Origin of the sequence: Pseudomonas sp. LTGT-11-2Z (genome assembly GCF_003691445.1) — a bacterium.
Taxonomy (GTDB): domain Bacteria; phylum Pseudomonadota; class Gammaproteobacteria; order Pseudomonadales; family Pseudomonadaceae; genus Aquipseudomonas; species Aquipseudomonas monteilii.
Genome location: NZ_CP033104.1, coordinates 2,170,991 through 2,183,622 on the forward strand (window position 1 = coordinate 2,170,991; position 12,632 = coordinate 2,183,622).

General features: G+C 60.4%; 12 protein-coding genes. 10 read left to right on the forward strand and 2 right to left on the reverse strand.

The features are described from left to right. Positions 1-20 precede the first annotated feature (20 nt). The 5 genes from lpdA to D8767_RS10065 all read left to right on the forward strand — a co-directional run bounded on the left by lpdA (position 21) and on the right by D8767_RS10065 (position 6,330). Positions 21-1,457 carry a dihydrolipoyl dehydrogenase gene (lpdA, locus tag D8767_RS10045; protein ID WP_003254207.1) on the forward strand — a complete coding sequence of 479 codons (1,437 nt, stop codon included), beginning with the start codon at positions 21-23 and terminating at the stop codon, positions 1,455-1,457. A gap of 172 nt (positions 1,458-1,629) precedes the next feature. Beyond that, complete coding sequence (sucC, locus tag D8767_RS10050; protein ID WP_003254205.1) at positions 1,630-2,796, forward strand: ADP-forming succinate--CoA ligase subunit beta; 1,167 nt, start codon at positions 1,630-1,632, stop codon at positions 2,794-2,796. Further along, positions 2,796-3,680 carry a succinate--CoA ligase subunit alpha gene (sucD, locus tag D8767_RS10055; protein ID WP_003254203.1) on the forward strand — a complete coding sequence of 295 codons (885 nt, stop codon included), beginning with the start codon at positions 2,796-2,798 and terminating at the stop codon, positions 3,678-3,680. Before sucC ends, sucD begins: the two co-directional genes overlap by 1 nt. 375 nt (positions 3,681-4,055) lie before the next feature. Beyond that, positions 4,056-5,369, forward strand: a complete 1,314-nt coding sequence (brnQ, locus tag D8767_RS10060; protein WP_016711645.1) for a branched-chain amino acid transport system II carrier protein — start codon at positions 4,056-4,058, stop codon at positions 5,367-5,369. A gap of 211 nt (positions 5,370-5,580) precedes the next feature. Continuing rightward, positions 5,581-6,330, forward strand: coding sequence for a DUF599 domain-containing protein (locus D8767_RS10065; RefSeq protein WP_016711644.1), 750 nt, complete (start codon positions 5,581-5,583; stop codon positions 6,328-6,330). Positions 6,331-6,397: 67 nt separating this feature from the next. Here D8767_RS10065 and D8767_RS10070 read toward each other — a convergent pair whose 3' ends face one another. Then, positions 6,398-6,709, reverse strand: a complete 312-nt coding sequence (locus tag D8767_RS10070; RefSeq protein WP_016711643.1) for a hypothetical protein — start codon at positions 6,707-6,709, stop codon at positions 6,398-6,400. Between the two features lie 154 nt (positions 6,710-6,863). On the opposite strand from D8767_RS10070, the gene D8767_RS10075 reads away from it, so the two are divergent. The 4 genes from D8767_RS10075 to D8767_RS10090 all read left to right on the forward strand — a co-directional run bounded on the left by D8767_RS10075 (position 6,864) and on the right by D8767_RS10090 (position 10,598). After that, positions 6,864-7,340, forward strand: coding sequence for a PaaI family thioesterase (locus D8767_RS10075; protein ID WP_016711642.1), 477 nt, complete (start codon positions 6,864-6,866; stop codon positions 7,338-7,340). Continuing rightward, entirely contained in the window at positions 7,337-7,819 is a 483-nt protein-coding gene (locus tag D8767_RS10080) for a PaaI family thioesterase (protein ID WP_016711641.1), read from the forward strand. Before D8767_RS10075 ends, D8767_RS10080 begins: the two co-directional genes overlap by 4 nt. Before the next feature lie 70 nt (positions 7,820-7,889). Then, positions 7,890-9,794, forward strand: coding sequence for a molecular chaperone HtpG (gene htpG, locus D8767_RS10085; protein WP_016711640.1), 1,905 nt, complete (start codon positions 7,890-7,892; stop codon positions 9,792-9,794). Positions 9,795-9,872: 78 nt separating this feature from the next. Continuing rightward, the gene (locus D8767_RS10090; protein ID WP_016711639.1) at positions 9,873-10,598 is read left to right on the forward strand and encodes a dienelactone hydrolase family protein; all 726 of its coding nucleotides are present in this window, start codon (positions 9,873-9,875) and stop codon (positions 10,596-10,598) included. 30 nt (positions 10,599-10,628) lie between these two features. Here the strand turns inward: D8767_RS10090 and D8767_RS10095 are convergent, their stop codons facing one another. Then, complete coding sequence (locus tag D8767_RS10095; protein ID WP_016711638.1) at positions 10,629-11,492, reverse strand: pirin family protein; 864 nt, start codon at positions 11,490-11,492, stop codon at positions 10,629-10,631. A gap of 117 nt (positions 11,493-11,609) precedes the next feature. Here D8767_RS10095 and D8767_RS10100 point away from each other — a divergent pair, with 117 nt between their 5' ends. Next, the gene (locus D8767_RS10100; RefSeq protein ID WP_016711637.1) at positions 11,610-12,617 is read left to right on the forward strand and encodes an amidohydrolase family protein; all 1,008 of its coding nucleotides are present in this window, start codon (positions 11,610-11,612) and stop codon (positions 12,615-12,617) included. Positions 12,618-12,632: the final 15 nt, after the last annotated feature.

The following is a 12,632-nucleotide window of genomic DNA, read 5'->3' on the forward strand; positions in this document are numbered from 1 at the left end:
TAGCTGATAAGGAATCTTTTATGACCCAGAAATTCGACGTAGTGGTGATTGGTGCAGGTCCTGGCGGCTATGTGGCTGCCATCAAGGCTGCCCAACTTGGTCTGAAGACTGCCTGTATCGAGAAGTACACCGACGCCGAGGGCAAGCTGGCCCTGGGCGGTACCTGCCTGAACGTAGGTTGCATTCCTTCCAAAGCGCTGCTGGACAGCTCCTGGAAATACAAGGAAGCGAAAGAGAGCTTCAACGTCCACGGTATCTCCACGGGTGAAGTGAAGATGGACGTCGCCGCGATGGTTGGCCGCAAGGCTGGCATCGTCAAGAACCTGACCGGTGGCGTTGCCACCCTGTTCAAGGCCAACGGCGTTACTTCGATCCAGGGCCACGGCAAGCTGCTGGCAGGCAAGAAAGTCGAAGTCACCAAGGCTGACGGCACCACCGAAGTCATCGAAGCCGAGAACGTGATCCTGGCTTCCGGTTCGCGCCCGATCGACATTCCGCCGGCTCCGGTCGACCAGAACGTCATCGTCGACTCCACCGGCGCCCTGGAATTCCAGGCCGTACCGAAGCGCCTGGGCGTTATCGGTGCCGGCGTGATCGGCCTGGAGCTGGGCTCGGTCTGGGCTCGCCTGGGTGCTGAAGTTACCGTTCTGGAAGCCCTGGACACCTTCCTGATGGCTGCTGACACCGCCGTGTCGAAAGAAGCCCAGAAGACCCTGACCAAGCAAGGCCTGGACATCAAGCTGGGCGCTCGCGTCACCGGCTCGAAAGTCAACGGCAACGAAGTTGAAGTGACCTACACCAACGCCGAAGGCGAGCAGAAGATCACCTTCGACAAGCTGATCGTTGCGGTCGGCCGTCGCCCTGTAACCACCGACCTGCTGGCGGCCGACAGCGGCGTGACCATCGACGAGCGTGGCTACATCTTCGTCGACGACTACTGCGCTACCAGCGTGCCGGGCGTATACGCCATCGGTGACGTGGTACGCGGCATGATGCTGGCCCACAAGGCCTCGGAAGAGGGCATCATGGTTGTCGAGCGCATCAAAGGCCACAAGGCCCAGATGAACTACGACCTGATCCCTTCGGTTATCTACACCCACCCGGAAATCGCGTGGGTCGGCAAGACCGAACAGGCCTTGAAGGCCGAAGGCGTTGAGGTTAACGTGGGCACCTTCCCGTTCGCGGCCAGCGGCCGTGCGATGGCAGCCAACGACACCGGTGGTTTCGTCAAGGTCATCGCCGATGCCAAGACCGACCGCGTCCTGGGTGTACACGTGATTGGCCCATCGGCTGCCGAACTGGTGCAGCAGGGCGCAATCGCAATGGAATTCGGCACCAGTGCCGAGGACCTGGGCATGATGGTCTTCAGCCATCCAACCCTGTCCGAAGCGTTGCATGAAGCAGCGCTGGCAGTGAATGGCGGCGCCATTCACGTGGCCAACCGTAAGAAGCGTTAATTATAAGAAACCACGGCGGGCAGCCCGTCGTGAGTCTTGCGTGCATGACTCACCGCGGAACGTCCGCCGGACCGGATCACATGGGAAAACCCGGGGTCAACGGTCACAGGTGGTGCGGCGCCAGTAATGGCGCAGCGCCGAAGCGCAGTACCTAACGAAGACGGTAAAAAGCATGAATCTTCACGAGTATCAGGGTAAGCAGCTGTTCGCTGAATACGGCCTGCCAGTTTCCAAGGGTTTCGCAGTCGATACCCCTGAGCAAGCTGCAGAAGCCTGCGACAAGATCGGCGGGAACGAGTGGGTGGTAAAAGCCCAGGTTCACGCGGGTGGTCGCGGTAAAGCGGGCGGCGTCAAGCTGGTTCGCAGCAAGGAAGACGCCAAGGCGTTCGCTGCACAGTGGTTGGGCAAAAATCTGGTTACCTACCAGACTGATGCCAACGGTCAACCCGTCTCCAAGATTCTGGTCGAATCCTGCACTGACATCGCCAAAGAGCTGTACCTGGGCGCTGTAGTCGATCGTTCGAGCCGCCGTATCGTGTTCATGGCCTCCACCGAAGGTGGCGTGGACATCGAGAAAGTCGCTCACGAAACGCCTGAGAAAATCCTCAAGGCCACCATCGACCCACTGGTCGGCGCTCAGCCGTTCCAGGGTCGCGAGCTGGCATTCCAGCTGGGTCTGGAAGGCAAGCAAGTTCAACAGTTCGCCAAGATCTTCGTGGGCCTGGCCAAGCTGTTCAAGGATCACGACCTGGCGCTGCTGGAAGTGAACCCGCTGGTGATCAAGGCCGACGGCGACCTGCACTGCCTCGATGCCAAGATCAACATCGACGCCAACGCCATGTACCGTCAGCCTAAGCTGAAAACCTTCCACGACCCGTCGCAGGACGACGCCCGTGAAGCCCACGCTGCCAAGTTCGAACTGAACTACGTTGCCCTCGAAGGCAACATCGGCTGCATGGTCAACGGTGCCGGCCTGGCCATGGGTACCATGGACATCGTCAACCTGCACGGCGGCAAGCCGGCCAACTTCCTCGACGTTGGCGGCGGTGCTACCAAAGAGCGCGTTACCGAAGCGTTCAAGATCATTCTGTCCGACAGCAACGTCGCGGCCGTTCTGGTCAACATCTTCGGCGGCATCGTTCGCTGCGACATGATTGCCGAAGGCATCATCGGTGCAGTGAAAGAAGTCGGCGTTAAAGTTCCGGTTGTTGTTCGCCTTGAAGGTAACAACGCCGAACTGGGCGCTAAAGTACTGGCAGAAAGCGGTTTGAACATCATTGCGGCAACAAGCCTGACCGACGCTGCTCAACAAGTTGTCAAAGCTGCGGAGGGCAAGTAATGAGCGTCCTGATCAATAAAGACACCAAAGTCATCTGCCAGGGCTTCACCGGCTCGCAGGGTACTTTCCACTCCGAACAAGCCATCGCCTACGGCACCAAGATGGTCGGCGGCGTAACCCCAGGCAAGGGTGGCACCACCCACCTGGGCCTGCCGGTGTTCAACACCGTCAAGGAAGCTGTGGAAGCTACCGGCGCTGACGCTTCGGTCATCTACGTACCGGCTCCGTTCTGCAAAGACTCGATCCTGGAAGCGGCCTTCGGCGGCATCAAGCTGATCGTCTGCATCACCGAAGGCATTCCTACCCTGGACATGCTGGATGCCAAGGTCAAGTGCGACGAGCTGGGCGTTACCCTGATCGGCCCTAACTGCCCAGGTGTCATCACCCCGGGCGAGTGCAAGATCGGCATCATGCCAGGCCACATCCACCTGCCAGGCAAGGTCGGTATCGTTTCGCGTTCCGGCACCCTGACTTACGAAGCTGTGAAGCAGACCACCGACGCCGGCTTCGGCCAGTCGACCTGCGTCGGCATCGGCGGTGACCCGATCCCGGGCTCCAACTTCATCGACATCCTGAAGCTGTTCCAGGAAGACCCGAAGACCGAAGCGATCGTCATGATCGGTGAGATCGGCGGTTCGGCTGAAGAAGAAGCTGCGGCCTACATCAAGGCCCACGTGACCAAGCCAGTCGTTTCCTACATCGCCGGTGTTACCGCACCTGCGGGCAAGCGCATGGGCCACGCTGGCGCCATCATCTCCGGCGGCAAGGGCACTGCGGACGAGAAGTTCGCTGCTCTGCAGGACGCGGGTGTGAAGACCGTGCGTTCCCTGGCAGACATCGGCAAGGCCCTGGCCGAGCTGACTGGCTGGGAAGCCAAGAAGTAATACTGCTACACCCCCCACGCGCACAGAGGCCACCTTCGGGTGGCCTTTGTCGTTTTAGCGTTGGGTATTTTTGTAAAGGTGGAAAATTCGATGGCCCTCATCAGGTTTTTCCACCAGACATTCGCACTAATTGGCAATAAATTATCGCCCGACACAGATAACCAGACGACAAACATGTACGCACATCGGACAAGCAGCACTGTAACAGTGCGTTTGTCGGGTAAAACGGTTAGTCTACGCGTTCACTTTGTGCCCGCTCCCCAAAAGGGAACGACACGCTAAACGGGTCTGGCCTATAAGGCCGGGCAGCATTTCCCTCACCCATAGGGAAATCCCCTCTCGAATCCCGATTTCAGCAGTGTGGTACTACCTTAAATGAAAGTTCTCAAAGGCCAGGACATCCTGGCGCTTGGCTTTATGACGTTTGCGCTTTTCGTAGGTGCAGGCAATATCATCTTCCCGCCTATCGTCGGTCTGCAGTCTGGCCCGCACGTATGGATGGCTGCACTGGGCTTCCTGGTGACCGCCGTGGGCCTGCCGGTCATCACCGTGGTCGCCCTGGCCAAGGTCGGCGGCGGTATGGATGCGTTGAGCAGCCCGATCGGCAAGTTCTTCGGCGGCCTGCTGGCGGCTGTGTGCTACCTCTCGGTCGGCCCGCTGTTCGCGACGCCGCGTACGGCGACCGTGTCGTTCGAAGTGGGTGTGGCGCCGCTGACCGGTGAAAGCCCGTTGGCGCTGTTTATCTACAGCCTGGTCTACTTCATCGTGGTGCTGGCAGTGTCCATGTACCCGGGCAAACTGCTCGATACCGTGGGTCGCTTCCTGGCACCGTTGAAGATCATCGCCTTGGCCGTGCTGGGCATTGCTGCCTTCGCGCTGCCAGCTGGCACCATTGGCGAAGCACAGCCTGCCTATGCCGCCGCTGCGTTCTCCAAGGGCTTCTCCGATGGCTATCTGACCATGGATACCCTGGGTGCCCTGGTGTTCGGTATTGTCATCGTCAACGCCATCCGTTCGCGCGGTGTCGAGTCGCCGAAGCTGATCACCCGCTACGCCATCATCGCCGGCCTGATCGCCGGTGTCGGCCTGGCTTTGGTGTACATCAGCCTGTTCCGCCTGGGCGCCACCAGCCATGATATCGCGGCTGACGCCACCAACGGTGCAGCGGTTCTGCATGCCTACGTGCAGCACACCTTCGGTTCGTTGGGTAGCGGCTTCCTGGCCGTGCTGATTGCGCTGGCCTGCCTGGTGACCGCTGTCGGCCTGACCTGCGCCTGCGCCGAGTACTTCAGCCAGATTCTGCCGCTGTCGTACCGGGCACTGGTGGTGATCCTGGCGGGCTTCTCGCTGTTGATCTCCAACCTGGGCCTGACCAAGCTGATCATGTTCTCGATCCCGGTGCTTACCGCCATCTACCCGCCTTGCATCGTGGTGGTTGGCCTGAGCTTCGTGAAGGACCTGTGGAACTCGCCGACCCGCATTCTGGCGCCGGTGATGCTGGTGTCGCTGGTGTTCGGCATGGTTGATGCGATCAAGGGCAGCAGCATTGCCCATGTGCTGCCGGACTTCATGGCGCACCTGCCGCTGAGCGACCAAGGCCTGGCCTGGCTGGTGCCTTCGGTGGTGACCCTGGTGGGTGCCGTGGCCTGCGACCGCATGCTCGGCAAGCCGCGCGAAGCGCTGGCCTGATAGTCGAAGCCTGAGGGCGGCACCGGCCACAAGCCAAAAGCGTGCTCGCCAACGGCCCAGACTCGAAAGCCCCGTATCCGCAAGGATGCGGGGTTTTTTATTGGCGGCATGATCGGTGCGTTTTTCAGGGTGGACTTGTGCCTTTTGCCGCTTGCCAGCGTCGAAACCCGGCCCCTATCCTCTAAGCATCTGGCCCATTCGGGAACCCTGCATGAACTTCATCCAAAGCAACTTCAACAACCTGCTGGCCATCGCCTGGTTTGCCCTGTGCTGGGGCGGTTATACCCGTTATGCCATCTGGAAGGGGCGTGACACCGCGTGCCTGGCCAGCGTGCTGCACTTGTACCGTGAAGACTGGATGCGCCGCATGCTGTTGCGCGACAACCGAATCGCCGATGCCAGCGTAATCGGCAACCTTGAGCGCAACGCATCGTTCTTTGCGTCCAGCACGCTGATCATTCTCGCCGGCATCCTTACCGTGCTCGGTGCCTCTGACCGGGCGCTGTCGCTGCTGGCCGACCTGCCGTTGGTGCAACAGACCTCCCAAGGCATGTCGGAGATCAAGCTGCTGTGCCTGGCCACGGTCTTCGTCTACGCCTTCTTCACTTTTAGCTGGTGCATGCGCCAGTACAACTTTGCCGCCGTGCTGGTGGGTTCTGCACCGATGATCGGTGAACGGTTGGTCAATGAGCTGGAGCGCAAGGCCTTTGCCTCGCGGGCGGCGCGTGTGCTGTCGCTGGCGGCCAACCAGTTCAACCTGGGGTTGCGCTCGTACTACTTCGGCATGGCCATGTTGAGCTGGTTCATCAGCCCGTGGTTGTTCATGGTCATGAGTGTCGGGGTGGTCTTTATTTTGTACCGCCGCGAGTTCCATTCGGATGTGCTGGATGTGATGGTGTTCACACCCACGGAAAGTGTGCCTAACGAACCGGGCAGGGAAAGTACCGTAGCGGGCAACTGAAACGTTTAATCTTTAAGTTGCAGGCACAAAAAAACCCGACAGCGTCGGGTTTTTTTGTTTTAGCCAATTACTGCTTGGCTGGTTCTGCCGGAGCAGCAGGGGCAGCTTCTGTCGCCGGAGCGGCTGGGGCGGCTTCTGGAGCCGGAGTAGCCGGAGCGGCTTCTTCGGCAGCCTTCTGCTCGGCTTCAGCCTGATCTTTGGCGGCTTCGGCGTTTTCCTTGGCGGCCTCGTTCATTTTATCCTGAGCTTCACCCATTTTTTCCTGGGCTTGCTCGGCGTGTTGCTGTGCGTCCTGGGCTTTGTCTTCGCTCGCTTTATCGCAAGCGGCCAGGCCCATGGCAGCGGCCAGCATCAGAGCAAAAGCAAAAGGTTTACGCATGGGGGTGTTTCTCCTTGGTGGAATAAGTGACTTGTTCCTTCGAGTGCAACTACGCGGAATAAGTTCCGCGAAGATTACAGATATATAACGCCCCGTTCTAGATAGACTTTTTATCGATTTTATGCCGCTGAGGCAGTACGGGTGGAAACAGCGAATGAGCGATTCAACCTTGATGGCCATGGCCGAGCGTTTTCTCTCGGCGCTTAAACATTGTCAGTTACTGCAGATGCGTGTGGCGAAAGCCGATGCCGATGGCATGACCCTGGTCATGCCCTGGTCGGCAGCCATTGTCGGCAACCCGCAGACCGGGGCTGTGCATGGTGGCGCCCTGACCACGCTGATGGACACCACCTGCGGCATGGCCACGCTGTGCGTGCTGCCGCGCTTCGAGGTGTGCCCGACACTGGACCTGCGCATCGACTACATGCACCCGGCCGAAGCCGGCAAGGACATCTACGGCCATGCCCAGTGCTACCGGGTGACCCGCGACGTGATCTTTACCCGTGGTACCGCCTACCAGGACGATCCCGAACAGCCGATTTGCCAGGTGGTGGGCACGTTCATGCGCCTGGGGCAGGAGATCAGGGGCGGTATCCGTTTCGGCAATAGCCTGAAGGAGGGCGGGGCATGATTCCACACGCGGTTCGTCAACAGCTCAACGCCGCCCACGCGGTGGGCGACTACGGGCCATTGCTGGCGCTGATCCCTTATGCCGGGCTGATTGGTATCGAATGCGAACGTCAGGGCGACGACCTGCTGTTCCGCCTGCCGGCCAGCCCGGACAACATCGGCAACCCGTTGCTGCCCGCCATCCACGGTGGTGTGATTGCGGGGTTCATGGAGCTGTCCGCGGCCTTGTACCTGTTGATCTACAGCGAAAGTGCGAGCATCCCGAAGATCATCGATTTCTCGATTGACTACCTGCGCGCCGGGCATTTTCGCGATACCTACGCCCAGTGCCAGCTGTGGCGCCAGGGGCGACGGGTGACGAATGTCGCCATTACCGCCTGGCAGGGCGACAGGCAATCACCTATTGCCACGGCCCGCGCGCATTTCAAGATCGAACCGGAAAAGCCCTTGAAATCATCCGGGCAGCCCCCATCTGAATGACATCCGCCGCTAAGGCAGGCCGAACTGGCCGCCAGGCGCCCACTGCCATCAGATCGGAGTTTCGAAGACCATGACTGTGGAAACACAAAAGGAAACGTTGGGCTTCCAGACCGAGGTAAAGCAACTGCTGCACCTCATGATTCATTCGCTGTATTCGAACAAGGAAATCTTCCTGCGGGAGCTGATTTCCAACGCCTCCGACGCGGCCGACAAGCTGCGCTTCGAGGCCCTGGCCAAGCCAGAACTGCTTGAAGGCGACGCCGACCTGAAGATTCGCCTGAGCTTCGACAAGGACGCCGGTACCGTCACCCTCGAAGACAACGGCATCGGCATGAGCCGTGAAGACGTCATCGCCCACCTGGGTACCATTGCCAAGTCCGGCACTGCCGACTTCATGAAGAACCTCACCGGTGACCAGAAGAAGGACTCGCACCTGATCGGTCAGTTCGGCGTGGGCTTCTACTCCGCGTTCATCGTGGCCGACAAGGTCGACGTTTACAGCCGCCGTGCCGGCCAGCCAGCCGCCGAAGGCGTGCACTGGTCGTCGAAAGGTGAGGGTGAGTTCGAAGTCGCCACTATCGACAAGCCTCAGCGCGGTACCCGCATCGTCCTGCACCTGAAGCAGGAAGAAAAAGAGTTTGCCGATGGCTGGCGCCTGCGCAACGTGGTCAAGAAGTACTCCGACCACATCGCCCTGCCTATCCAGCTGCCGAAAGAACAAGCAGCCGCCGAAGGCGAAGAACAGCCGGCCGAAGAGTGGGAAACCGTCAACCGTGCCAGCGCCCTGTGGACCCGTTCGCGCACCGAGGTGAAGGACGAGGAATACCAGGAGTTCTACAAGCACATCGGCCATGACTTCGAAAACCCGCTGGCCTGGAGCCACAACAAGGTTGAAGGCAAGCTCGAATACAACTCGCTGCTGTATGTGCCGGCCCGCGCGCCATTCGACCTGTACCAGCGCGAAGCACCGCGCGGCCTGAAGCTGTACGTGCAGCGCGTGTTCATCATGGACCAGGCCGAGTCGTTCCTGCCGCTGTACCTGCGCTTCATCAAGGGCGTGGTCGACTCCAACGACCTGTCGCTGAACGTGTCGCGTGAAATCCTGCAGAAAGACCCGATCATCGACTCGATGAAGACTGCGCTGACCAAGCGCGTGCTCGACATGCTGGAAAAACTGGCGAAGAACGAGCCCGAGCAGTACAAGGGCTTCTGGAAGAACTTCGGCCAGGTGCTGAAGGAAGGCCCGGCCGAAGACTTCGCCAACAAGGAGAAAATCGCCGGCCTGTTGCGCTTTGCCTCCACCCAGGACGACAGTGGCGAGCAGAGCGTCGCCCTGGCCGACTACGTGGCCCGCGCCAAGGAAGGTCAGGACAAGATCTACTACCTCACCGGCGAGTCGTATGCGCAGGTCAAGAACAGCCCGCACCTGGAAGTCTTCCGCAAGAAAGGCATCGAAGTGCTGCTGCTGACCGACCGCATTGACGAGTGGCTGATGAGCTACCTCAACGAGTTCGACGGCAAGGCGTTTGTCGACGTCGCCCGTGGCGACCTGGACCTGGGCAAGCTGGATTCGGAAGAAGACAAGAAAGCCCAGGAAGAAGTGGCCAAGGACAAGGAAGGCCTGGTCGAGCGCCTGAAAGGCGCGCTGGGTGACAGCGTGGCCGAAGTGCGCGTTTCGCACCGCCTGACCGACTCCCCAGCGATTCTGGCCATTGGCGAGCAGGACCTGGGCCTGCAGATGCGTCAGATTCTGGAGGCCAGCGGGCAGAAGGTGCCGGAATCCAAGCCGATCTTCGAGTTCAACCCGACCCACCCGCTGATTGAAAAGCTGGACAACGAGCAGAGCGAAGACCGCTTCGCCGAGCTGTCGCACATCCTGTTCGATCAAGCGGCCCTGGCGGCCGGCGATAGCCTGAAGGACCCGGCGGCCTACGTTCGTCGCCTGAACAAGCTGCTGGTCGAGCTGTCTGCTTGAGTTGATGCTTAGGAAAGCCCGCTTCGGCGGGCTTTTTTCATGGCGGGCTTTTCAGAATAAGTGCCTAAGGAGTGCTTGATGAGCAAGGTAATCGTCGAATCGCTGGTTTATCACCTGTCCGGCAAAACCTACGAAAGCCGCCTGGTCTATGAACCAGGGGCGCTGGGCCGTCCAGGCCTGGTGATGGCGCCGAACTGGATGGGCATTGGCGAAGGGGCTGAGCGCATTGCCAAGGAAGTGGCTGAGAAGGGCTATGTGGTGCTGATTGCCGACCTGTACGGGCAGTCGGTGCGCCCGTCTAACGCCGACGAGGCTGGCGCGGCGATGATGCCATTGAAGAACGACCGGGGCGAACTGCGCAGGCGCATGCAGGAAGCCCTGGCGCAGCTGTTGGGGCAGTCGAAGGCGCTGCTGGAGCCAGGCAAGGTCGGCACGTTTGGCTTCTGCTTTGGTGGCTGCTGTGCACTGGAGCTGGCCCGTGCCGGTGCCGATCTGCGTGCGGCGGTGTCGTTCCATGGCACGCTGGATACGCCAAACCCGGAGGATGCCAAGCGCATCAAGGGCTCGGTGCTGGTGTTGCATGGGGCTTGCGACCCGCTGGTGCCAAAGGAACAGTTGCCAGCATTTGAAGACGAGATGAGCGCGGCCAAGGTGGATTGGCAGTTGTTGAGCTATGGCGGGGCGGTGCACTCGTTTACCGACCCGAGTGCCAATGTGCCGGGCAAGATGCAGTATGACCGGCGCACCTCGGAGCGGGCGTTCCGCTCGATGCATAACCTGCTGACAGAAGTGTTCCAGCGCTGACTGTGATTTGGGGTCGCAAAGCGGCCCCAATTACCTCGGCAACTCGATCCTGGAGGTTTCCCCTGGCACCATGGGCCAATCCCCCGCCGCCCACCTTGCCCTGGCCCGCTCGATCAGCTCCGGGTCACTGGCCACGAAATTCCAGTTCATTCGCCGCGGTCCATCCAAAGGCTCGCCGCCAATCAGCACCAGCTGGCACTCTTCCTCTGCATAGAGCACCACCTCTTCGCCTTCCGGCAGCACCACCAGGCTGCACGGCTCCACGTCTTCATCGTTCAACAGCAACTCACCATCCAGCAGATACAGCGCTCGTTGCGCATGCTCGGTCGGTACCTGCAAGGTGGTTGCCGGCTGCATCCGCACATGCGCATAAAGGGTAGGGGACAGCACCGGCACCGGTGATTCCAGGCAGAACCCGCTACCGGCAATCATGCAAATGCGCACCCCCAGGTTTTCACTGACTGGCAGGCTCGCCGCCGGGTGATGGCTATAGCTTGCCGCGCCTTGTTCATGTTCACGCGGCGAGGCCAGCCATACCTGCAAGCCATGCAGGCGCGAGCCATGAGCCAAGGCGTCGTCGGGCGTGCGCTCCACATGGGCCACGCCGCTGCCAGCCGTCATCCAGCTGACATCGCCGGGCAGTACCCGCTGTGCTGAGCCGAGGCTGTCCTTGTGCAGGATCGCCCCCTCGAACAGGTAGGTCAGGGTCGACAGGCCGATATGCGGGTGCTGGCGGATATCCATGCCATGCCCTGGGGCGTAGTCGGTTTCCAGCATGTGGTCAAAAAACACGAACGGTCCGACGCTGCGGCACTGGGCCGCTGGCAGCGGGCGCAGGATCGGCTGGCCCTCGACCGATTCGGCGCGTGGGCGGATGATCAGGGGGCTGCTCATGGGGTGGGCTCCAGGCGAAGTGGAAATGCCTCCAGCATAGCGGTTTGCCCGCTTCGGCTGAACCGTCTCGCTTAACGGCCGGTCTACTGTTTTCGCCCCCTTGGAAGGAAGCTGCCCATGATTGCCAAAGCGCTGGCCTGCGTGTTGTTGACGGGCTGGCTGTGCCAGACGGCACAGGCGCGCGACTATCGCTACAGCGATGCCCACTTGCACTACGTCGACTTCTTCCAAGAAAGCGAAGGCATGCCGGCATTGATCAAGGCCATGGATGCTGCCGGTATCGAGCAGTCGATGATTTCCGGCATACCGGTGGCCAAGAAGTGGCACGAGGACGAGCCCAAACGCCCACGCTATTACGCCGGTGACGATGCCGATGCTTATTGGTACAGCGCGACCGATACCTATGTGGCCGCAGCCCTGCAGCAATTGCCGGAAGAGCAGCGTAAGCGCTTTCATCCGTTTCTGACGGGCTTCAACCCGGTAGACAAGAACGCAGTCAGCCACATCGAGCGTATGCTCGACCTGTACCCGGGGTTGTGGCAGGGCATTGGCGAGGTGTTCACCCGGCACGACGACCTGACAGCGCTGACCAGTGGCGACACGCCGCGTGCCAACAACGAAGCCATGACACGTATCTACCACCTGGCGGCCGAGCGTGACCTGCCGGTGTTGCTGCATTCCAATATCACCTCCAAGCGCGAGCGCAACCCGTTGTACCTGGCGGAAATCGAAGAGCCGCTGCGTAATCACCCGCACACGCGGTTCATCTGGGCGCATGCCGGCAGCAGCATGGAGATACACCGGCACCAGACGCAGATGGACTTTCTGCTGCCGGTGCTGACGCGGCTGCTGGAGGACTACCCGAACCTGTATGTGGACCTGTCGTGGAGTGTGCTGGAGCCGTATCTGCTGGACGACAAAGGCGTGCCGCGCAAGGAATGGGTGGCGTTGGTCGAAAAGTACCCGGAGCGTTTCATGCTGGGGTCGGACGTGGTGGGGCGGTTTGGCAGCCTGGGAGAGCAGATGCACGGGTTCAGGCCGTTTCTTGATGCCTTGTCGGAGGAGGTGGCCAACAAAGTGGCGCGGGATAATTTTCTCGCGGTTTTACCCAGGCAGCACAAATAAAAACGCCCCGAACCA

Excerpts from the sequence above, each read along its gene's own strand:
- sucD (WP_003254203.1), top strand. The coding sequence starts at position 2,796 with ATGAGCGTCCTGATCAATAAAGACACCAAAGTCATCTGCCAGGGCTTC.
- D8767_RS10070 (WP_016711643.1), bottom strand. The coding sequence starts at position 6,709 with ATGCGTAAACCTTTTGCTTTTGCTCTGATGCTGGCCGCTGCCATGGGC.
- brnQ (WP_016711645.1), top strand. The coding sequence starts at position 4,056 with ATGAAAGTTCTCAAAGGCCAGGACATCCTGGCGCTTGGCTTTATGACG.
- D8767_RS10080 (WP_016711641.1), top strand. The coding sequence starts at position 7,337 with ATGATTCCACACGCGGTTCGTCAACAGCTCAACGCCGCCCACGCGGTG.
- D8767_RS10075 (WP_016711642.1), top strand. The coding sequence starts at position 6,864 with ATGAGCGATTCAACCTTGATGGCCATGGCCGAGCGTTTTCTCTCGGCG.
- lpdA (WP_003254207.1), top strand. The coding sequence starts at position 21 with ATGACCCAGAAATTCGACGTAGTGGTGATTGGTGCAGGTCCTGGCGGC.
- D8767_RS10065 (WP_016711644.1), top strand. The coding sequence starts at position 5,581 with ATGAACTTCATCCAAAGCAACTTCAACAACCTGCTGGCCATCGCCTGG.
- D8767_RS10090 (WP_016711639.1), top strand. The coding sequence starts at position 9,873 with ATGAGCAAGGTAATCGTCGAATCGCTGGTTTATCACCTGTCCGGCAAA.
- D8767_RS10095 (WP_016711638.1), bottom strand. The coding sequence starts at position 11,492 with ATGAGCAGCCCCCTGATCATCCGCCCACGCGCCGAATCGGTCGAGGGC.
- D8767_RS10100 (WP_016711637.1), top strand. The coding sequence starts at position 11,610 with ATGATTGCCAAAGCGCTGGCCTGCGTGTTGTTGACGGGCTGGCTGTGC.
- sucC (WP_003254205.1), top strand. The coding sequence starts at position 1,630 with ATGAATCTTCACGAGTATCAGGGTAAGCAGCTGTTCGCTGAATACGGC.
- htpG (WP_016711640.1), top strand. The coding sequence starts at position 7,890 with ATGACTGTGGAAACACAAAAGGAAACGTTGGGCTTCCAGACCGAGGTA.